This is a genomic window from Pseudoalteromonas sp. S4741 (genome assembly GCF_005886135.1).
In the GTDB taxonomy this organism is placed as follows: Bacteria; Pseudomonadota; Gammaproteobacteria; order Enterobacterales; family Alteromonadaceae; genus Pseudoalteromonas; species Pseudoalteromonas tetraodonis.
Genome location: NZ_PNCN01000133.1, coordinates 1 through 21845, shown reverse-complemented (window position 1 = coordinate 21845; position 21845 = coordinate 1). Strand labels below are relative to the sequence as shown.

At 40.6% G+C, this 21845-nt stretch carries 19 protein-coding genes and 1 pseudogene; 11 read left to right on the top strand and 9 right to left on the bottom strand.

Translation table 11 applies throughout. The features are described 5' to 3' along the window. Positions 1-7: 7 nt before the first annotated feature. The gene (locus CWC30_RS15925) at positions 8-1210 is read left to right on the top strand and encodes a bifunctional alpha/beta hydrolase/OsmC family protein (protein WP_138627584.1); all 1203 of its coding nucleotides are present in this window, start codon (positions 8-10) and stop codon (positions 1208-1210) included. Positions 1211-1329: 119 nt separating this feature from the next. Here the strand turns inward: CWC30_RS15925 and CWC30_RS15920 are convergent. After that, positions 1330-2011, bottom strand: a pseudogene (locus CWC30_RS15920) (alpha/beta hydrolase). 129 nt (positions 2012-2140) lie between these two features. On the opposite strand from CWC30_RS15920, the gene CWC30_RS15915 reads away from it, so the two are divergent. Further along, positions 2141-2464: a hypothetical protein gene (locus CWC30_RS15915; RefSeq protein ID WP_008111621.1), complete on the top strand. Its 324-nt coding sequence runs from the start codon at positions 2141-2143 to the stop codon at positions 2462-2464. A gap of 35 nt (positions 2465-2499) precedes the next feature. On the opposite strand, the gene CWC30_RS15910 is transcribed toward CWC30_RS15915, so the two are convergent. Together CWC30_RS15910 and aspS are read right to left on the bottom strand one after the other, a co-directional pair. Further along, positions 2500-3099, bottom strand: a complete 600-nt coding sequence (locus CWC30_RS15910; RefSeq protein WP_138627583.1) for a pentapeptide repeat-containing protein — start codon at positions 3097-3099, stop codon at positions 2500-2502. A gap of 89 nt (positions 3100-3188) precedes the next feature. Further along, on the bottom strand, positions 3189-4967 hold the full coding sequence (gene aspS, locus CWC30_RS15905) for an aspartate--tRNA ligase (protein ID WP_138627582.1): 1779 nt from the start codon (positions 4965-4967) through the stop codon (positions 3189-3191). Positions 4968-5204: 237 nt separating this feature from the next. Between aspS and CWC30_RS15900 the strand changes: the two genes are divergently transcribed. Both CWC30_RS15900 and CWC30_RS15895 read left to right on the top strand, forming a co-directional pair. Beyond that, entirely contained in the window at positions 5205-6053 is an 849-nt protein-coding gene (locus CWC30_RS15900; RefSeq protein WP_036983496.1) for a DUF72 domain-containing protein, read from the top strand. Positions 6054-6080: 27 nt separating this feature from the next. Then, the gene (locus tag CWC30_RS15895; RefSeq protein WP_138627581.1) at positions 6081-6581 is read left to right on the top strand and encodes a M48 metallopeptidase family protein; all 501 of its coding nucleotides are present in this window, start codon (positions 6081-6083) and stop codon (positions 6579-6581) included. Positions 6582-6601: 20 nt separating this feature from the next. Here CWC30_RS15895 and CWC30_RS15890 read toward each other — a convergent pair whose 3' ends face one another. Both CWC30_RS15890 and CWC30_RS15885 read right to left on the bottom strand, forming a co-directional pair. After that, positions 6602-7615, bottom strand: a complete 1014-nt coding sequence (locus tag CWC30_RS15890; RefSeq protein ID WP_036983135.1) for a DUF5924 family protein — start codon at positions 7613-7615, stop codon at positions 6602-6604. Between the two features lie 119 nt (positions 7616-7734). Beyond that, entirely contained in the window at positions 7735-8625 is an 891-nt protein-coding gene (locus CWC30_RS15885) for a LysR family transcriptional regulator (RefSeq protein ID WP_036983137.1), read from the bottom strand. A gap of 122 nt (positions 8626-8747) precedes the next feature. Between CWC30_RS15885 and CWC30_RS15880 the strand changes: the two genes are divergently transcribed. Continuing rightward, positions 8748-10004, top strand: coding sequence for an adenylosuccinate synthase (locus CWC30_RS15880; protein ID WP_036983139.1), 1257 nt, complete (start codon positions 8748-8750; stop codon positions 10002-10004). 948 nt (positions 10005-10952) lie between these two features. Here CWC30_RS15880 and CWC30_RS15875 read toward each other — a convergent pair. Beyond that, the gene (locus tag CWC30_RS15875; RefSeq protein WP_138627580.1) at positions 10953-11639 is read right to left on the bottom strand and encodes a DUF3334 family protein; all 687 of its coding nucleotides are present in this window, start codon (positions 11637-11639) and stop codon (positions 10953-10955) included. Between the two features lie 116 nt (positions 11640-11755). On the opposite strand from CWC30_RS15875, the gene cmoA reads away from it, so the two are divergent. The 5 genes from cmoA to CWC30_RS15850 all read left to right on the top strand — a co-directional run bounded on the left by cmoA (position 11756) and on the right by CWC30_RS15850 (position 16109). Then, the gene (gene cmoA / locus CWC30_RS15870; protein ID WP_004588942.1) at positions 11756-12481 is read left to right on the top strand and encodes a carboxy-S-adenosyl-L-methionine synthase CmoA; all 726 of its coding nucleotides are present in this window, start codon (positions 11756-11758) and stop codon (positions 12479-12481) included. A gap of 12 nt (positions 12482-12493) precedes the next feature. Further along, entirely contained in the window at positions 12494-13462 is a 969-nt protein-coding gene (gene cmoB / locus CWC30_RS15865; protein ID WP_138627579.1) for a tRNA 5-methoxyuridine(34)/uridine 5-oxyacetic acid(34) synthase CmoB, read from the top strand. Positions 13463-13658: 196 nt separating this feature from the next. Then, positions 13659-14711, top strand: coding sequence for a phosphoribosylformylglycinamidine cyclo-ligase (gene purM, locus CWC30_RS15860; RefSeq protein ID WP_016899473.1), 1053 nt, complete (start codon positions 13659-13661; stop codon positions 14709-14711). Then, positions 14711-15358, top strand: a complete 648-nt coding sequence (gene purN / locus CWC30_RS15855) for a phosphoribosylglycinamide formyltransferase (RefSeq protein ID WP_069439911.1) — start codon at positions 14711-14713, stop codon at positions 15356-15358. Before purM ends, purN begins: the two co-directional genes overlap by 1 nt. Further along, entirely contained in the window at positions 15312-16109 is a 798-nt protein-coding gene (locus CWC30_RS15850; RefSeq protein ID WP_249929894.1) for a DUF3108 domain-containing protein, read from the top strand. Before purN ends, CWC30_RS15850 begins: the two co-directional genes overlap by 47 nt. A 113-nt stretch (positions 16110-16222) precedes the next feature. Here CWC30_RS15850 and CWC30_RS15845 read toward each other — a convergent pair whose 3' ends face one another. Then, positions 16223-16987 carry a class II glutamine amidotransferase gene (locus CWC30_RS15845; RefSeq protein ID WP_013464565.1) on the bottom strand — a complete coding sequence of 255 codons (765 nt, stop codon included), beginning with the start codon at positions 16985-16987 and terminating at the stop codon, positions 16223-16225. 308 nt (positions 16988-17295) lie between these two features. Here CWC30_RS15845 and fadE point away from each other — a divergent pair, with 308 nt between their 5' ends. Beyond that, entirely contained in the window at positions 17296-19758 is a 2463-nt protein-coding gene (gene fadE / locus CWC30_RS15840) for an acyl-CoA dehydrogenase FadE (RefSeq protein ID WP_138627578.1), read from the top strand. On the opposite strand, the gene CWC30_RS15835 is transcribed toward fadE, so the two are convergent. Next, complete coding sequence (locus tag CWC30_RS15835; RefSeq protein WP_138627577.1) at positions 19759-20871, bottom strand: DUF6136 family protein; 1113 nt, start codon at positions 20869-20871, stop codon at positions 19759-19761. Further along, entirely contained in the window at positions 20868-21458 is a 591-nt protein-coding gene (locus CWC30_RS15830) for an ATP-binding cassette domain-containing protein (protein ID WP_138627576.1), read from the bottom strand. The genes CWC30_RS15835 and CWC30_RS15830 overlap by 4 nt, the downstream gene beginning before the upstream one ends. Positions 21459-21845 lie beyond the last annotated feature (387 nt).

Below are 21845 nucleotides of genomic sequence, written 5' to 3'. Positions count from 1 at the left end.
TATTCTCATGCGACAAAAAGTCTCTTTTAAAAGCGGTGAATTAGAACTTGCTGGACAACTTGAACAGCCCTCTGGTGAGGTGAAATTTTATGCCTTATTTGCCCACTGTTTTACCTGCTCTAAAGATGTAGCGGCTGCAACACGAATAAGCCGCGCACTCACTCAGCAAGGCATTGCCGTATTACGCTTTGATTTTACAGGGCTTGGTAATAGCGACGGTGACTTTGCTAACAGTAACTTTTCATCAAACATTCAAGACTTAGTGGCTGCTGCCAATCATTTAAGAACACACTTTAAAGCACCTCAGTTATTAATAGGTCACAGCTTAGGTGGTGCTGCGGTGCTTGCAGCAGCAGAGCACATACCCGAAGTGTCAGCTATTACGACTATAGGCGCGCCATCAGATGCCCAGCACGTTACCCATAATTTTGCTGCTCATTTAGATGAAATAAACCAATCGGGTGAAGCAAAAGTGTGTTTAGCTGGGCGTGAGTTTACGATTAAAAAGCAATTTATAGATGACATCGCCAAATACGATAACAGCCATATAGGCAAGCTTAAGCGTGCTTTGTTGGTTATGCACTCTCCTATTGATGCCACCGTGAATATTAGTGAAGCCGAAAAAATTTACGCCGCTGCCAAGCATCCAAAAAGCTTTATAAGTTTAGATAATGCCGATCACTTACTCAGCAATAAAGAAGACGCTAACTACACAGCCGATGTCATTGCTACGTGGGCTAATCGCTATGTTAAATACGAGAAAACACCCTATAGTGCAAAATTAACTAACGGCAGTGTATTAGTTGAAGAAAAAGATCATCAATTCACTCAGCACGTGAGTACTAAAAACCATACATGGCTTGCTGATGAGCCTACTGATGTTGGTGGTAAAAACTTAGGCCCAGACCCTTATGATCATTTACTCGCTGGGCTTGGAGCGTGTACTGCAATGACACTTCGCATGTATGCAAGTCGCAAAGAGTTACCGTTAGAGCATGTAAAAGTAGAGCTCAACCATACCCGCAATTACAACCAAGATTGTGATGATTGCGAAAAAACCGGGAATTTAGAGGCTATTACTCGAAAAATAACCTTAAAAGGTGATTTAACTGACGCTCAGCGAAATCGATTACTCGAGATAGCCGATAAATGCCCCGTGCATAAAACGCTACATAATAGCCCTTTGGTGGTGAGTGAACTGGTAGAGTAACTTAAAACTAAAATAGCGCAGTAGGCCTGCGCTATTTTTAGGATTTTAATTTAAAAAGCTGACTGTATCGTTTAATTTTCTAAAAACGCCGCTACCTCTTTACTCATTCTATCCACCAGCTATTTAGGCCCGCCATCGTACATATCGTTATGACGTGATTCTGCTATCAACGTTTGTGTAAAAGGATAAACAGTTAACTCTTGGTCGGTTAAAAGCACGTTCACATTGGTTAGGTAATCACTATCTCGAAGTGTGAGCACATGTATGTTTTTATTGCGTGGCAATAACATGCGGCTGTGATCGAGCGTAATTAGTTGGCTTACTTCACTTGGGTAAATAGCTGTATACAAGGCTGAGATATCTCCACCATTTGAGTGGCCAAATAAAGTGAGTTTTGTAAAATCATACTCAGGGTATTTAACACTTAGCTCATTAACTAAAAATTTTAGTGTTACAACACCCCGGTGCCAATTTTCCATACGGGTGGTCAAATAAGGCTGCGCACCATTAAGCGCAGGGTCACTTTTAAGCTCATGTGCTACCGCAATGCTTAAATAGCTTACTTACAAAGGTGTATTCATTATGGCTAATGCCATATCCCGCATTTACAAATACCACTGGGCATTTGACTTGCGCGCTGCACTTAAGGTGGTTAGTTGGTAGGGTAATATTTACAGGTATAGAGCGATTACGACTATCATCAATCACTACATCGTCTTGGGCATAACTTTATGATGCAAATAGCGAAGCACTTAAAGTAAGCGCACTTAATATTAAACGCTTTTTTATAATTTTTAACATGCATTTCATTGTATTATCTATATATTTTTAAGTAGTATTAATTTTTATTATAAAGGTTAGCGCGCGCCTTTGCTTATTTGTGCGATAATAGCGATTATTGTTTTACTATTATCGCAAAAGAATCCATTCATGAAATCATATAGCAGCATTGAACAACGCATCGACATTCTACAAAGCAGAATTGAAGCCTACCAAGAAGAAATTAAAGTGTTACAAGCCGAGCCGAAAAGTAACAACGAACGCATTATTTTTAAGTTTATTGAAACCGGCAGTACAGGTAAAACCAAAGACTTTGTGAGAGAGCTTGGGATTAAATCACCGCGTGATAGCTTATATTCATCAGGTGATGTAACTAAACTGATTAAAGATGGCGCTGATGATATTTCGCCTGAGCTACTGAGTATAGCCCGCGCACTTGCTAGTGCACGTAACAAAAATGGCCCTGCTTGCTAATAGTAAATACACGTATTAGCCGTAAGCTCTTGCGGCTAATCAACCAGCTCGATATCAAGTCCTGTTAATAGATTTAACGCTTCAAGCCGTTCAAACTTTGCATTACTCACATCATTGTTTGTTATATCAATATTAAATTGCGTTGCGCCAACAAAATTTGCTTTTCTCACATTAGTTTGATGAAACAGGCTGTCTCTAAAATCAGTATCCGAGAAGTTGCTTTGAGCTAAGTTAGCGTGTCTAAAATCGACATCTTTGGCAAAACAGTTCGTCATTGTTAAGGCTTTTAACTGTAATTCAAAAAACGAACTATGGCTCAGCTCACACTGTTTAAAACTCACCGGTGACGTTAGCGCTAATTGCGGCCAATTTACTTGCCCCCACACTATGCTATTGAGTTTACAATTTGCAAAGCTCACCTCTTCTAGCGAGCTGTAATTCCAGTTAAGCTCACTCAAATTACAGTTTATAAACTCACACCCTATAAACCGACAGGCACTAAATTGACTGTAACTAAAATCGCAATCAATAAACTGACATTGTTCAAACTCAATATCGCTAAAGCGCTTTGCATTTGCTGTAAAGTTTGAAAATGACTGATCAAAATAATGACTTTTTTTAAATAGCTCGCTCATAAAAATAAAGCACCTAAATTGGGTTTTGCCGAACAAAAAACCCCTTAGGTATTTAGCCTAAGGGGTTTTTATCTAACTAAAAACTAGCTTTATTCTGCGCTTGGTAATTCTTTCTCAACTACACTAATTGCAAGCTCTGTCAGCGAATCGTTGTTAGCTTTGCTTGGTGCATCGGTTAATAAACACGATGCTTGTGTGGTTTTAGGGAAAGCAATAACGTCACGAATGTTATCAGTACCACATAACAACATAACTAAACGGTCTAAACCGAACGCTAAACCTGCATGCGGCGGTGTGCCGTATTTAAGTGCGTCAAGTAAGAAACCAAATTTATCTTGCTGCTCTTGCGCTTCAATACCTAAAATTCTAAATGCCGCTTCTTGCATATCTGCATTGTGAATACGTACCGAGCCACCGCCCACTTCGTAGCCGTTTAATACCATATCGTAAGCATCTGAAATAGCCGCTGCTGGGTTTGCTTCAAGCTCACTGGCACTAATATCTTTTGGTGCAGTAAATGGATGGTGTACAGCGTGTAATGTGCCTTCGTCATCTTCTTCAAACATTGGGAAGTCAACAACCCAAAGTGGTGCCCAGCTATCTAAATTAGTGATTTTTAAATCAATACCAATTTTTAAACGAAGTGCGCCCATGGCTTCATTTACGGTGTTGCGTTTATCCGCACCAAATAAAATGATATCGCCTGTTTGTGCATTAGTACGTTCAAGTAACTGCGTGATCACATCTTCATTTAAGAATTTAGCGATTGGCGATTGCACGCCCTCAACGCCTGCATCGCGGTCATTTACTTTCATCCATGCTAAACCTTTAGCACCGTAAATACCGATAAACTTAGTGTAGTCATCTAGTTGCTTACGAGAAAGTGATGCGCCACCTGGTACCGTTAGTACTGCAACACGGCCTTTTTCATCATTTGCTGGACCTGAGAATACTTTAAACTCTACGTCTTTTACTAAATCGGCTACATCAATTAGCTTCATTGGGTTACGTAAGTCTGGCTTATCAGAACCATATAAGCTCATTGCTTCAGAGTAAGGCATAACTGGGAAATCACCTAAATCAACATTTAGTAATGACTGCCACATTTCACGAATCATTTTTTCAGTTATACCGCGTACTTGATCAGAGCTCATGAACGAGGTTTCTAAATCTATTTGAGTAAATTCAGGTTGACGGTCTGCACGTAAGTCTTCATCACGGAAACATTTAACAATTTGGTAGTAACGGTCAAAGCCCGACATCATCAACAATTGCTTAAATAACTGTGGCGACTGCGGTAATGCGTAAAAGCTACCTTTGTGTACTCGACTTGGCACTAAGTAATCACGCGCACCTTCTGGCGTTGCTTTAGTTAGTACTGGCGTTTCGATATCTAAAAAGCCATTTTCATCTAAAAAGCGACGAACAAAGCTGCTTGCTTTAGCACGTAATTTAATACGGTCGCTCATTTCTAAACGACGTAAATCTAAGTAACGATATTTTAAACGACGCTCTTCTGAGTTTGTTTGATTAAAATCAAGCGGAAGCGGCTCAGAGCGGTTGATAATAGTTAGCTCAGTACCTAAAATTTCTACTTCGCCGGTTGCCATGTCTTTATTTACTTGGCTGTCTGGGCGTGCACGAACAACCCCTTTTAACTGCACACAAAATTCTTGACGAAGTTTGTTAGCTGTTTCCATTAATCCTTCAACTTCCGGATCGAATACAACTTGTACTAAACCTTCTCTATCGCGTAAATCGACAAAGATAAGTCCACCAAGGTCACGTCGTTTGTTGATCCAGCCACATAGTTCAACTTCCTGATCTACGTGAGTTTTATTTAGCTGTCCGCAGTATATAGAGCGCATAGTTTTCCTGTCAGATAAAAGGCATATAGCGGTTAAACACTGTTGTTTTAAAAGTTTTTATAAACACCAAAATGAAAATAAAGCCGCTAGCAATTCAAAATAATCAAATTAAGCCCTGCATTATACCCAAGTAGGTTGAAGATGCTAGGGCGTGTTTACCTTTCGGGGTGGAATTTACAGCGCACTGTTTTGTTATTTGTTACACTACCGGCACTTTATATCAAGGCTTTTGTTTGTATGCTATATATTGGATGCCCGCAGTGGTCGAGCAGCGCATGGAAAGGAAATTTATTTTCACGCCAGTGTAAAAATGCCGATATGCTTAGCGAATATGCGCAGCATTTTAATTCGGTAGAAGGTAACACCAGTTTTTATGCCGATCCCTCGCCTGACACCGTATTACGATGGGCTGCCAGTGTACCCGATGAGTTTAAATTTACCTTTAAGTTTCATCAGCGCTTTAGTCACGAACTCCAACTTACTAACGTGCAAAATGAGCTAACTAATTGGCTTAATTTATTCGCCCCTCTATTTGAAAAAACAGGGCAAATAATGCTGCAATTACCTAAAGCGTTTGCGCCACAACATTTAACTAAGCTTGCCGCTTTTATTGAGTTACTTCCTAAAGAGCTAAACTATGGGGTTGAGGTACGCCACCCTGATTTTTTCAAAAAAGGTGAGGCCGAAATCGCACTTAATCAGCTTTTAATGGCAAATAATATAAACCGTATTGCTATGGATACTCGGGCGCTCTTTGCAGTAAAGCCAACCACCGAAGCGCTAATAGACGCCCAACAAAAAAAGCCCCACTTACCAGTTCACGCTATTGCTACGGGCTCGCAGCCTATGGCGCGCTTCGTTATTGCTAACTTAGAAAACGATTATAAGACCTTTTATCAGCCTTGGCTTAGCAAAGTAACCCAGTGGCTAAATGAGGGCAAAAGCCCCTATGTATTTTTTCATACGGCTGATAACCGCGAAGCGCCTTTACTGGCTCGCCAGTTTTGCCAAGATTTGGGGTATAATCACAACGTACTCAATCCATTTAGTGGCGAGAAAGAAGCCCACCAGCAAGCACTTTTTTAAAAATAAATTCAAAATACAGAGACAATAATGAGTGAATACGCACGTTACTTTACCGGCTACCCTGCCAATATCGTTGAGCAAGTATTAGGACTAATGAAAGCAGGAAAGGTAAGTGAGTATTTACTTAAAAAGTACCCGCAGGCGCATCGCATTACCAGTGATAAGTTACTGTATAGCTACGCCACTGAGCTTAAAAAACAGTATTTAAAAAATGCACCGCCGTTTGGCCGCGCAGCATTTAAAAAACAAGGCGATATGGTCACCAATGCACTCGGAACACACACGTATCGTATGCAAGGTAAAACCCGTAAGCACGATTTAGCTATCAACAGCGATTTACTACACGCACCGGAACCATTATTAAAAGCATTAGTGGTGCACGAACTCGCGCATTTTAAAGAAAAAGATCATAACAAAGGCTTTTATAAATTATGCTGCCATATGGAGCCGCAGTACCATCAGCTAGAACTAGATTTGCGTATGTTTTGCGTGTTAGTTGAGCAAAATAACAACCCTTATTCACCCTAATGTATTTATAAGCCTATCAATTATGAACCCACTGTAAATTTAGCTAATCCTATTAGTTGCCCTGATTCAGTAACAACCTGTACTTGCCATTTCCCAGCTGGATCTGCTGGAAAGTTCATTTTGTGGGTCCATGCTCTATAGCCTTGCTCTCGTCCACCTGTAATATTTAATGCAATTCGATCTACGACTTGGTTATTAAGGGTCCAAACATGAAAAATCTTTTCGTTTAACCCTCTTGGCGCTTTTACCGCTGTCCAACTATATAAACCTTCACGTCTTAATGTATCTACATCTAACACCTTAACGTTACCGATGGGCTTGCGTTGCTGAATATCGACTTCATGGGATAACGTGATATCAGTTAAGCGCAACGCTGCTGGCGGTACCCAGCTACGTAGCTGCCATAAACCAACACTAAGTGCACTCAATAATACAACTAACAAAGGAAAACGCCACCAACGCGCGTTAGGCATTAAGTTACCTAAGCTAGGAATGGTAAAAATAATGGCAGTGATCAAGGCTATCTCTATGCTTTGGCTTGTCGTAAGGTTAAGTAAAATTGGTAAAGTGACTGAAATGGCCACAAACAATGCAAAGTTATGAAATACCGTAAAGAGAACACTGTGTTTAGCTAATTTTTTATAATACAGTGGATCAACAACTGATATAAACGCACAGAGAATAATTAACGAAGTAAATATAGCTTGCGGATGATTCCAAGAAGTCGCCGCGAGAAAAAATGGCAGCGCAAAAAAAAGGCTTTCCTGTTGCACCATTTGCAGAGCAAAGCGCATAACATTAGGAGAAATAGCCACGCCAAAACGTTGCTCAACTTTATCACGTAGCCAGTTATCAACAATCAACCATAGCCAACTAACTATCAACAATATGGCAATAATTTGCGAGAATGACTCTTTACGTTCAACCAATACATAACTTGCGACCCCACTACAAAACGCAAATACTGCCAATAAACCTGGCCGCTGTTGCATCATAATTATAAATTTTGTTATTAAATTCTTAAAATAGCTCATTCAGCAGAGAGTCCGCATAAATCTGTAATAATTGTAGCTTTAAAGCCACCAGCACTGCACCTTAATATATGCATGAAAACTTTACACTTTTTGTTGTGAAAATTAACTAATACCGCTTGTTAGCGATAACTACGTGAGATCTCTTCACTCACCCAATGTAGCAATTGTTTTATCGCTTTTGACAGCACCTGATTTTGCCGCACAATGTAGCCTAGACTGGTGGTTGGAAACTTGGGTAAGGCGGTGACTGTAGTGGTTAAATTTGCTTTACTGCGCAGTGAAAACTCCGGCACAATCGCAACACCAAAGCCCGCTTCAGCCCAATCAATTTGTGCATCCACACTGCCCACTTCCATTACCCGATAATTCGGTAAGTTTAAAGACGGTAATGCGCTATCAAGTAACTCTCTTGTACGCGTATCATGGCCGAGTAAAATTAATGTTGGCGGCTCAGTCAGCGTTATAGTGTTGTTATTTTTAGCTTGCTGCCATAGCTGTAAATGATTACCTAGCGCACACCACTTTATCTGCTGCAATTGCGTAAAATGCAGTGGTTCACTTTCTTTTTGCGCAATAACAAAACCAAGATCAGCCTCCGCACTTTTCACCAACGCCGATGCTTGTGATGAGGTAGTATTGAGCAAAGTAAAGTCAATTCCTGGAAACTGACGTTTAAATAGCTGGAACGGCTCAATCAACAACAACCGAGAAATAATATCACTTGCAGCAATCGTTAGGGTGCCTTGGCGTAGATCATTTATCGCATTTAAATCAGACTGGCAAACCTGTAATTCCCACAAAGTTTTTTGCCCAGACTGCAATAGCCGTAAACCTGCTTGCGTCAAACTAAACGGATTACGCTCGATCAGTTTCGCCCGTGTCATTTTTTCTAGTTGCTTAATGTGCAAGCTAACATTGGGCTGTGTCATATGCAGCGCATTGGCGGTTTTACCAAAATGCTTTAGTTGTGCTAATGTGACAAAGGTTTTTAACCAATGAATATCTAACATTTTGATGACCTTAACTATCTAAAATCGATATGAAATTCTTATCAGGATAATAATTATAATTAATTTCTCTTATTTAGATAGTGCGCATACCATATTCATTCAATCAATTTGGAGAGAAATTTATGCCGTCAATTGTTGTTGTAGGTGCAAACTGGGGTGATGAAGGCAAGGGCCGCATCGTCGATTTTTTAGCAGAGGATGCATCTGCAAGTATTCGCTTTCAAGGTGGTAACAACGCCGGTCATACCGTTGTGAATGAGTTTGGTACGTTTAAATTACACCAATTACCAAGTGGTATTTTTAATCCTGATTGTATTGCCGTATTAGGCCCTGGCATGGTGATAAGCCCTGGCGCATTAAGCGAAGAAATCGCTGAAGTTAAAACCGCTGGCGTTGAGGTAAAACTGTGCATTTCTGATCGTGCAACCCTGTGTTTACCGCTACACGCTCTTGAAGATACACTTGAAGAAGTACGTTTAGGTGATGCCGCTTACGGCTCAACTCGCCAAGGTATTGCCCCTGCATACGGCGACCGCGTAATGAAAAAAGGCATTTTAGTTGGCTGGTTAAATCAGCCAGAGGTTTTATTAGAGCGTATTCAATTTATGCTTGATTGGAAAATGCCACAGCTAAAAGCCCTTTACCCAAGCTGTGATTTTTCACAAACAGCTGAACAAATGACTGAGTGGTTATTAGCTGTCAGCGCTCCTTGGCGTGAATTTATTTGTAATGTAACAGAGCCTTTAAAAGCGCTACAAAAGCAAGATGCAAACTTATTATTTGAAGCGCAACTAGGCGCTGGCCGTGATTTAGTTTATGGCGAATACCCTTATACTACATCATCAAACGTCACTGCCGCCTATGCAGGAATTGGCAGCGGTTTACCGGCACTGAGACCTGAACGTGTTATTGCAGTAGCTAAATCGTTTAGTTCATCTGTTGGCACAGGTACACTCGTTACCGCAATGGCGGAGCAAGAGAATTTTCGCGAAAGCGCCAATGAGTATGGTGCAGTAACTGGTCGCCCACGTGATATGGGTTATTTTGATGCTGTTGCCACGCGTAATGGAGTTGAACTACAAGCTGCTACTGAAATTGCATTAACTAAAATTGATTGCCTATCGGGCATGACGGATTTAAAAATCTGTGTTGGTTATGCAGGCGATCACAGCGAAAATCCTATTTGGCCACAAACAGCCGCTTTAACGCCAATCTATGAAAGCATGCCAGCGTGGGATGAAGATATTACCGGTTGTCGTACTTTTGACAGTCTGCCTGCGGCCGCTCAGCACTATGTTGAACGCATCGAAGCACTGATGGGCGTGCCTGTGAGTATGGTATCTGTAGGCCCTGAGCGTGAGCAAATGATTATCCGCTAAACACTCAATGACTATAACCCAAGTGCTTATATAAACGGCTTGGGTTAGACGCTAGGCAATTGCAGCTCCTCATCCACTATCTAAAAATTTTTTGAGTTCGTTATTCAAAAATATAAATCATTTCATCATAAAGTAATTGATTATCACCACAAGTGTATTTAAAGCACATTTAAACTCGATTTAACGCGTTCTAGTACAACGGTGGTTCTAAATGATTTGATATTATCGTTTTCATGAAAAAAATTATCACAAATATCTTCTATATACCGACTATGCAAAGCTCTAATAAAACTTCATTAGGCGTTACTTTAAATATAATTTCATCAGCACTTTTTGCACTAATGTTTGCTTACACTTCACTGTTAAATGAACTTCAAGGTCACGAAACATATGGTTGGCGGGTTTTATTTACGGTGCCATTTTTAACTGTTTTTATTCTACTAAAAGGTTACTGGCCACTTGTACTCGGCATATAAACGAGGGTGCGATATGAAAAGTATTTTTGGCTAACACGGCTCCTTTCATCTTTTTTAGTTGGTGCACAATTATGGCTATTCATGTGGGCACCCGTAAATGGATATGGTCTAGCGGTTTCATTAGGCTACTTTATCATGCCAATTACTATGGTAATTATCGGACGGCTTGCTTTTCAAGAGCGTTTAACCCCGCATCAAAAAGTAGCGTGTTTATTTGCTCTGATAGCTATTATAAATCTATTAATTGTTTCTCAATCATTTTTGTGGCCGGTTTGGGTCGTATGCATAGGTTACCCTATTTATTTTTGGCTACACAAAAAAAACAACACTAATAACATTAGTTGCTTTTTATATCGCAACGAGATTTACCAAAAATTACTTAAGGCAATAACCCTCATAAACCAAAAAGCGCAAGATGAACTCGCGCTTTTATTGTGTTACTTAAAACTTAAAGCTGTAAAGCTCCGTAGATTTACAAACCAAGCTCGGCCATAAAGTCGTCATCTGCATCACTGGCTTTTGCATTGTCCGCAGCTTTTTGTTTTTCTGCTTTATGCTTTGCTTCGTTTTCGATGATGTCATCTGGGTCTACTGCTTCGATAATATCAAAGTCATGTAGCTTGATGAACTCTGTTTTATCCATCGCTAACTCTAAATAGAAGATATTTTGCTTGCTCGTGGTGAAGGTTACACGACGTGCTTGTGGTCTATCCATAGTGGTATCAACCGATATTTGCACTTGTTTATTAATAGCCATCATTTTTGGCTGATTTTGGGTAATAGAGGTATGCAGCTGTTCACGCACTTTTGACGTGAAGTCGCCCACTATTTGGTTCATTAGCTCGCCCATTACATTTGAAACGTCATCTGATAAATGACTGTGGGCAATTTCTTCTTCTGGCATGCCCATGTTGCGCATGTAATCGCCGTAAATTTCCATTGCGGCTTGCGCTGTAAAATTAGTTACAACCAACCCTGTAAAGCCACCATCAAATAATACAAAACAGCCAATATCTGGGCGCATACAAGTGCGCGTTATTTTTTGCACCATAGCCGAGTAGCTAATTTCGTTAGCACTGGCTGATGATAGTACCTCCGTCACTGAATGACATAGGGTTGCTAATATATCGTCTGTGCTAATTACCTTACTTTTGCTCATTTAACGTTCTCTTTTATACTTATTATTCATAATTCTAGCCAAGCTACTGAATTTATCACTGACTATCCAGTATAAAATGTTAAAATAGTGCCATTATTTTTAAAGAGACTGCCTTAGTGAGTATAAAAGACAGTATTTACGCCTCTGAGCAACAAGTAAAAGATTTTAGCTTTGACCAAAATGTGGTTGAAGTTTTTCCGGATATGATCCAGCGCTCTGTGCCTGGATACGCCACCATTGTCAGCACTATGGGTAAATTGGCGGGAGAATATGCGCAAAGTAATTCAAACCTTTACGACTTAGGTTGCTCGCTTGGTGCGGTTACTCTAAGTATGCGCCGTAATATTCGTACCGACAACTGCCATATTATTGCTGTAGATAACTCACAAGCTATGGTTGAGCGCTGCAAGGTTCATTTACAAGGCTTTAAGTCAGACGTGCCGGTTACAGTAACTTTGGGCGATATTAACGAGCTTGAGATTCAAAATGCGTCGGTTGTGGCCATGAACTTTACCTTGCAATTTATTCCGCCTTTACAGCGCCAAGCCGTGCTTGAAAAAATTTACGCTAACTTAAAACCCGGTGGCGTACTACTCCTTAGCGAAAAAATTAAAGCCGAAAACGAGCAGTGCGATAACCTATTAATTGATTTGCACCACGACTTTAAACGCCACAATGGCTATTCAGAGCTTGAAATAAGCCAAAAACGTACAGCCATTGAAAACGTAATGCGCCCCGATACGCTGAGCACGCACTTTAATCGTTTAAGCGACATTGGTTTTAGCCAAACGCAGGTGTGGTATCAATGTTTTAATTTTTGCTCAATGGTAGCAATTAAATAAAAAGAGTAATGTATGTCTCAATGGTTTAACCAATTTTACGCAGCAATTGCACAAAGCCCGCTTAGCCACTGGCTAGAAACCCTGCCCGGTCAATTAAAACATTGGCAAAACGAGGCAAGCCATGGTGATTTACCAAAATGGCAAAAAGTACTTAAAAATTTGCCTGAAGTAAAAACAACCCACGTTGATATTGCTACTAAAGTAGAAATTGGCGCATCGGGTGAGATGAGCGAAGGCGAGCAAAAACAAGCTACGCATTTATTAAAACGCATGATGCCATGGCGAAAAGGTCCCTTTACTGTACATGGTATTGAAATAAACACCGAATGGCGCAGTGACTGGAAATGGGATCGACTTCTGCCGCATATTGAGCCATTAAAAGGCCGTACTGTATTAGATATTGGTTGTGGCTCTGGGTATCACCTATGGCGTATGCGCGGTGAAGGTGCTCAGTTTGTAGTGGGTATTGACCCCTCTGACTTATTTTTATGTCAGTTTCAGGCAATTAAACACTTTAACCCAGATGAAAACGTGCATTTGTTACCATTAGGTGTAGAAGCCCTGCCAGAGCTCAAAGCGTTTGATACGGTTTTTTCAATGGGGGTGCTTTATCATCGTCGTTCCCCTATCGACTTTTTAGCGCAATTAAAAGCACAGCTTCGCCCAGGCGGAGAACTCGTGCTTGAAACATTAGTGATTGAAGGCGATGAAAACACCGTATTAGTACCGACCGACCGCTACGCGAAAATGCGTAATGTATGGTTTATTCCAAGCACTGCGGCATTAAAATTGTGGATGGAACGTGTTGGCTTTAAAGATGTGCAGATTAAAGATTGTGCTATTACAACGCTCGACGAGCAGCGTAAAACTGACTGGATGGAAAACGAATCTTTAGTTGACTTTTTAGACCCCGCTGACACCAGTAAAACCATTGAAGGCTACCCTGCACCACTTAGAGCGATACTTACAGCTAAAGCCTAATTCGTAGTATTAATTTTTTATTTCCATATTAAAAAGCGCCATTGGGCGCTTTTTTGTTTACTAATACAGCAACTAGCGGACAACTGTCCTTGTCTTTAAAATCAAATCCAGATTTCAACTAGCCGCGCCCTTGCAATTGTTGTAAAATACGCGCGTTTCTAAGTAAGCATCAAAACAACTATTTTGAGGAAAACCTGTGAGCGAACAAAAACAGTCTCTAAGCTATAAAGACGCGGGCGTAGATATCGACGCTGGTAATGCTCTTGTTGAGCGTATTAAAGGCGTAGTTAAAAAAACTCGTCGTCCTGAAGTGATGGGCGGAATTGGTGGTTTTGGCGCACTTTGCGAAATTCCTGAAGGTTATAAGCAACCCGTACTTGTAGCAGGCACCGATGGTGTAGGCACTAAGTTACGTTTAGCAATTGACCTTAAAAAGCACGATACTGTAGGTATCGACTTAGTTGCGATGTGTGTAAATGATTTAATAGTACAAGGCGCTGAACCCCTGTTTTTTCTAGATTACTATGCAACGGGTAAACTAGATGTAGACACAGCAGCCGACGTAGTAACCGGTATTGGTAAAGGTTGTGAAATTTCAGGTTGTGCCCTAATTGGTGGCGAAACAGCTGAAATGCCAGGTATGTATGATGGTGAAGACTACGACATGGCAGGCTTTTGTACAGGTGTGGTAGAAAAATCAAAAATTATTGATGGCACTAAAGTAGCTGCAGGCGATCAACTTATTGCCCTTGCATCTAGCGGTCCTCACTCAAATGGTTTCTCTTTAATTCGTAAAGTTTTAGAAGTCTCTAACGCTGATACTAATCAAGTGATTGATGGCAAAACCTTAGGTGAGCACCTTTTAGAACCAACACGTATTTACGTTAAACCATTACTTGAGTTGTTCAAGCAAGTAGACGTGCATGCCCTTTCGCATATTACTGGTGGCGGTTTTTGGGAAAATATCCCACGCGTATTACCTGAATCTGCTAAAGCGGTTGTTAAAGGTGATAGCTGGCAATGGCCAAGTGTGTTTAGCTGGTTGCAAGAAAACGGCAACATTACAACACACGAAATGTACCGCACATTTAACTGTGGTGTAGGCATGGTGTTAGTTGTACCTGCGGATGAGCTTGAAAATAGCTTAAATATCTTAAAAGATCTTGGCGAGAACGCATGGCACCTTGGTGAAATCCAAGATGCAGTTGCTGGCGAAGAGCAAGTTGAAATTGTAGGTGGTGCTGCGTAATGGCACCCACTCGTCTAGTAGTTTTGATCTCAGGCAGTGGCTCAAATTTACAAGCCATTATAGACGCCTGTGAAAGCGGCGAGATAAACGCCCATATAACGGCTGTTATTAGTAACAAAGCAGACGCTTATGGGTTAGAGCGTGCAAAAAATGCAGGTATTGCCACACACGTGCTGAGTCATAAAGAGTTTGACTCACGCGAAGCGTACGATGCCCAGTTAATGCATATAATTGACTCTTTTGAACCAAATCTAGTTGTATTAGCTGGGTTTATGCGTATTCTAACTCCTAACTTAGTGCAAAAATATGTTGGAAAAATGTTGAACATTCATCCATCTTTGTTGCCTAAGTACCAGGGGCTGAATACCCACCAAAGAGCAATTGATGCAAAAGACGACGTTCACGGCGTTAGTGTTCACTTTGTAACTGAAGAATTAGACGGCGGACCCGTTATTCTTCAAGCCAAAGTGCCTGTATTTGCAGACGATACAGCAGACACGCTCGCTAAGCGTGTGCATGCGCAAGAGCACATAATTTATCCTTTGGTGATCAAGTGGTTCAGTGAACAACGACTTACGATGGAAGCAGATTATGCAGTTCTTGACGAAAAACAACTTCCTGCACACGGCGCGCACTACCCAAAATAAAAAATTAAGTGCCTTGCTATTATGTGCGGGCACTTTATTACTTCCTACCAGCCTGATTGCAGGTGAGTTAACCCAGTATCAAGCCAGCTACGATATTTTGCGCAAAGGCGCAAATCATGGTAAAGCCGAGCGGACGCTTAAAAAACTCGATAATAATGATTACCAAGTCACTTACCATAGCGATATTGAATGGATGATTTTCTCTGACTCACGTCAAGAGTCATCAACTTTTAGCTTTGCTAACGATAAAGTAGAGCCTATTCAGTACGCTATGATCCGCACGGGGACTGGGCCTGACAAAAAGTATGAAATTAACTTTGATCGTCAAACACAAACTGTCAACAGTAACACCAGCGACTACCCGCTAAAATGCCAATGGCATGACAACTTCCAAGATGGTATTTCTTATCAAGTACAAGTTCGTGAGGGTCTTAAAAAAGGAAAAACCAGTTTTTCGTTTCCACTGGTTGATAAAAAAGGTAATTGCCGTGACTACGACTTTGAAGTGGTAGAAACCGAAATGATTTCCTTGCCTATAGGTAATGTAGAAGCAGTGAAAGTTAAACGCTTATATGATAACGATAAACGCCAAGCTTTAGCCTGGTTTGCCCCAGAAATGGATTATATGCTTGTGCGCATGTGGAAAGGTGAAAAAGGTGTGGAACAGTTTGAAGTGCAGATGAAATCGTTTACCGTGATCAATCCACCGGCTTTACCTGCACAAGTTAAAAACGAAATAACCCCCAAATAAATTACTTACAAGATGCAATACGAAACGCCCAAGTGTGATAACCATAACTTGGGCTTTTCATTTCAATACTTAAATTTGAAACTTTAAGTTGGGTTTCGTTTTACTCTACCAACCTACATTAATTCACCCATTTTAAATAACGCAAACTCTCCTGGCTGCATTTTTTGCCAGCGTTCATCGTTGGTTAGCGGCCTTGTTGCTATCACCGTTACCACATCGTTTGGCGTGGTTTCTTGTTGAAAGTCGACCACCATATCAGCATCAATAAGTGTTGCTTTACCAAATGGCGCACGGCGCGTTATATAATGTAAATTATTAGTACAATACGCTAAAACAAATACACCATCGGTCAATAACATATTAAACACGCCTTTTTCACGTAGCGTATGCGAAAGCTTAGCCGCATATCTAAAAACCGACGCCATATTACTTGGTCGCTGCGGGTACTTTTCACGAATTTTGTCAAGCAACCAGCAAAATGCCAACTCGCTATCGGTATTACCCACAGGTCGATAATATTCAGGTTTTAAATCATGATAATTTGAAAGCTGCCCGTTATGAGCATAGGTTATTTCACGCCCCCACAACTCACGAGTAAACGGATGAGTATTTTCAAGACATACCCGACCTCGATTTCCTTGGCGAATGTGGCTAATAACTGATACGCTTTTAATCGGATAAGCTTTAACTAATTTAGCTATTTCTGACTGGTAACTTGGCTCGGGATCTTTAAAGGTTCTACAACCTTTGCCTTCATAAAAAGTAATGCCCCAGCCGTCTTTATGTGGCCCCGTATTTCCCCCACGCTCCAACAACCCTGAAAAACTAAAACAAATATCCGTTGGCACATTGGCTGACATGCCAAGTAATTCACACATAAAATAAATAAACCTTTAAAAAGCTAAACATAGAATATCGTTCTATTTTTAATAAGCGTACACTGATCATCATAAGTATATTTACTTAATTAAACTTATATTACTACTAGATTAATTGATTTTTTTAACGCTTATATTTTTTATGATAAGCCAAAATAAACCATTACCGTTAAACTGTTCGTATAACATACAACACATTGTAATAATCGTACCGATAACTACACTTTAATCTAAGTAATGTACTTGAAACTTAGCGTTACTAGCGCTACTCTAAACGAGGTGGTCTGACCTCTATTAAGGAATTAGCAATGACACTCATATTTACACTCGGTTTAATCGCACTGCTCAGCATTGCGCTTTACCACAGAGCGAGTTGGAACACAGCACTTGGTGTTTCTGCCGCAACATTATTAATTGGTACCTTTGCTGGTGCTTTTGGTTTAATTAGCTGGGTGATTTTTTTAATCATCGCAGTGCCTCTTTCAGTTACTGGCATTCGTCAGCAATATATTATCAAGCCTATTTTCAAGGTCTTCAAAAAAGTTACACCGAGCATGTCTGACACCGAAAAGTCAGCTATTGATGCCGGTACAACTTGGTGGGAAGCTGATTTATTTTGTGGTAACCCAGATTGGAAAAAGCTTCACCAGTATCCAGTTCCAAAACTTACTATTGAAGAGCAGGCATTTATCGACGGCCCTGTTGAAGTTGTATGTAGTATGCTGGACGATTGGGAAGCTACGCATGAGCTAACTGATTTACCTCAGGACGTATGGCAATATCTAAAAGATAATAAATTCTTTGCCATGATCATTAAAAAGGAATACGGCGGCTTAGAATTCTCTGCATTTGCACAATCGTGTGTACTGCAAAAACTAACCAGTAAATCAACATTGCTTTCGTCAATTGTTGGTGTACCTAACTCGTTAGGCCCAGGTGAGTTATTACAGCACTACGGTACTGAAGATCAAAAAAATCATTACTTACCGCGTTTAGCAAGCGGTCAAGAAATTCCATGTTTTGCTCTTACTTCGCCAGAGGCAGGTTCTGATGCAAGCTCAATTCCAGACTACGGTGTAGTATGTAAAGGGCAATGGAATGGCGAAGAAGTGGTGGGTGTAAGCCTTACATGGAACAAGCGTTACATTACCCTTGCTCCTGTGGCCACTGTACTTGGTCTTGCCTTTAAACTACAAGATCCAGATGGTTTACTAAGCGACAACAAAGAGCCGGGCATTACCTGTGCACTTATTCCAACTAACACGCCTGGTGTTGAAATTGGTCGTCGTCACTTCCCGCTTAATGTGCCGTTCCAAAATGGCCCGACCCGCGGTAAAGACATATTTGTACCCCTGGATTACATTATTGGTGGCCCAGAAATGGCTGGCCAAGGCTGGCGTATGCTGGTTGAATGTTTATCGGTGGGCCGTGCAATTACATTGCCGTCAAACTCTGCCGGTGGCATTAAAACAATTGCAACAGCAACAGGTGCATACAGCCGTATTCGTCGTCAGTTCCGCTTACCAATTGGTAAAATGGAAGGTGTTGAAGAGTCAATGGCTAAACTTGCAGGTTACGCTTACAGCTCTGATGCAGCAGTTAGCATGTCTACGGGGGCCGTAGATTTAGGTGAAAAACCATCGGTTGTTTCAGCTATTATTAAATATCACCTTACTGAGCAAATGCGCGAGTCGACCATTCATGCAATGGACGTGCTAGGCGGTAAAGGGATCATGCTTGGGCCAAATAACTATTTGGGTCGTGGCTATCAAGGTGCACCTATTGCCATTACCGTTGAAGGTGCAAACATCTTGACCCGTAATATGATTATTTATGGTCAAGGTGCTATTCGTTGTCATCCATTTGTACTTACCGAGCTAAGTGCGTGTGAAATTGAAGACCGCGAAGAAGCGCTTAACGTATTTGATAAAGCGCTAATGGGCCACATTGGCTTTACCATGTCTAACCTTGTACGTACTAAGTGGCTTGCACTTACTGGCGCTCGCTTTACTAGCGTACCGTACAAAGACGAAACGGCAGAGTTTTACCGTATAGCGTCACGCTTTAGTGCATCACTTGCACTTATGTCTGATATAAGTATGGCAGTATTTGGTGGTTCACTTAAACGTAAAGAACGTATTTCAGCACGCTTAGGTGACTTATTAAGCTACCTTTACTTAGTGTCTGCAACGCTTAAACGTTATAACGACGAAGGCCGTAAAAAAGAAGATTTTGCACTGGTTCAGTGGAGCTGTCAGGATCACCTTTACCACTGTCAACGTGCGCTTGCTGATTTAATCAACAATATGCCATCTGCACCACTTCGTGGCGTATTAAAAGTATTGTTATTCCCGTTTGGTCGCCCGGTTCGTAAACCTACCGACAAACTTGAGCATAAGCTAGCGCAATTACTGCAAGTGCCTAGCGAAACGCGTAATCGTTTAGCAAGCTATGTATACCTTACAAACGAGCCGCTTAACCTTGTAGGTCGTCAAGAGCAAACGCTTAAAGACGTACTAGAGGTAGAGCCTTTATTTGAACGCGTATGTAAAGAGAAAGGCGTTAAATTGCCATTCTTCCAACTTGATAAAGTGGCGCAAATGGGCTTAGAAGCCGGCATTTTAAGCCAAGCTGAAGCTGATAAGTTAGCAGCTGTTGAGCAAGCTCGCTTAGACGTTATTAACGTTGACGACTTTGACCCTGCCGATTTACTTGCCGGCAAAGCAGCGCGTAATAGCAAAGCTAAATCTAAAAAGGCAGATGCCGCTTAACTAATTTAGTAAAGCTAGCAGCAACCCTGTTGAAATTAGCCAAACCAGCGCATAATGCGCTGGTTTTTTTTGTGCAAGGTAAACCTGTAATACACACCACATATTTCCAATGACAAATAATACAATATGAGTGTAACCAAAAATAACGCTATAACTTATTGTGGATAATAAAAACAGCAATATGCTAGGTAAAAACTGGCTAATATAAAAGGCGCGTTCTTGCTCGCATGTTTTAAAAAATAATCGATACTGCTCATACACCCTACCGCAATCAAATTGCAATGAACTACTAAAGAGTACAATAAAAGCCATGGCTAATATCACAAGTATAGGTACTAAATCAGCACGTTCGTTTATTAGCGCAGCTGATGCCATGAATACACATAAAAGTAACGACACGCGCCAAACAAGTGTCCAACAATGGTTTAATAAATAACAAAACCAAAAGCCCAATAATGAACTTACTGCAATACGCCCGTTAACATTAACCACGGGGACAAAAAGGCTCAGCGCAAACAATAAAGCAAAGCCCATATGATAAGTGAGCGGCTGCATATGAATAGGAACCAGCACTAATATCGTGCTAAATAAAAAACCATATACCAGTGCGCTGGGTTTGTATAAACACAAAACGCCCAAGCTAAACTGCAGCAACATAAATACAATAAAATGCGGTACTTTAACCCATTGTGACAGTGTTAAATCTAGCGCAATTAATACACTGGCTATAAGCCATGCATTACTGAGCGTTAATAGTTTAATATCGACTAAATATAACCAAACTGATCGTGCAATAGTTTGCTGAAATAACCGCTGCTTACTATTTTTAATTGCTGACTTCATTGCGCTGAGCATCACACTTTGAAGTAACAAATAAAATAAAGCCATTTGTGCACCGTATTGGGGTGCTGCGCTGCTGTCTATAATTTTTCCAAGGCCTAAAAAAAGTAGCAATATCAAACCCAACACTGACGAGCCTAACACCACTAAAAATAACAACCCAAAGCTTTTTAGTTGTAACAATAATTGCGTGAGTTCAGTTTTGTAAGCCTGATAACGATAATCCATAAAAGAGCGATATTGCCCGATTGATTGTTTTAAATTTGCAATCATAACGGTATACACTCAAAGCCACGCTCAATAAATGGCGCTGGTTCATGGCAGGTGATGACTATTTGCCCATTGGGCTTATCTATTAGATATTCATCAAGCAGTACTAATAAATACTGAATACTGGCTTGATCAAGTGCTGCGCTGGGTTCGTCTAGAAATAAATAAGGTGCATCACGCATAAGCGCTAAAATTAACTGGCATTTCTTTTGATTACCTGACGACAGCGCATCAAAACGAGTATTTAAAAATTCATTGAAATTAAACCCATCTATTATTGTCGTTGGCCAATCACAACCCAGCGTATTTACGGACAAGTTAATAATTTGCTTTGCCGTAAGAAAGTCAGGTAAAGCAATACAGTCTGAGGCTATAGCAACTTGTTTATGTGGTTCGGTTAATGCTTTTTTAGAAAATAAAATCTGCCCACTTTGGCGCGTTTCGAGCTCTGCCAACATCATCAACAACGTTGTTTTACCTTGGCCATTAGGTGCATCAATACACACTTTTTGGCTGCTAAACACCTTATTGTAATCATTGTAAACAACGTTGGCAGCAAACTGCTTATTTAAGCCCTTCACTTCAATCATAAAATATCCCTATAAGTAAGCGTGATATTATAAATAAACTTTTATGAGAAACAAAACCCATCACCACAGCTTTAAAACAACACTAATGGGAAAGTAACGTCGCTTTCTAATAGCGACAAATCTTTTAGCAAAGTGAAACAGTATCAGAAGCTCTGAAAAAGCTTGTGGCATCAACAGCGTTCCTCTCTAACACTTCACTATAAAGATAAGCTTTTTACATCTGCGGCGCTATGACTTAGCCTCAAGCCATATAAACGACTTTAAAGGACAATTTGAATTTTGATAACACGTAAAGCTATGACTAAACTAAAAATTAAGCTATGTGTTTTTAATTCAAATCTACTACGGTTTACGTATAAATTATGACTGATAGCTGATAGCTGATAG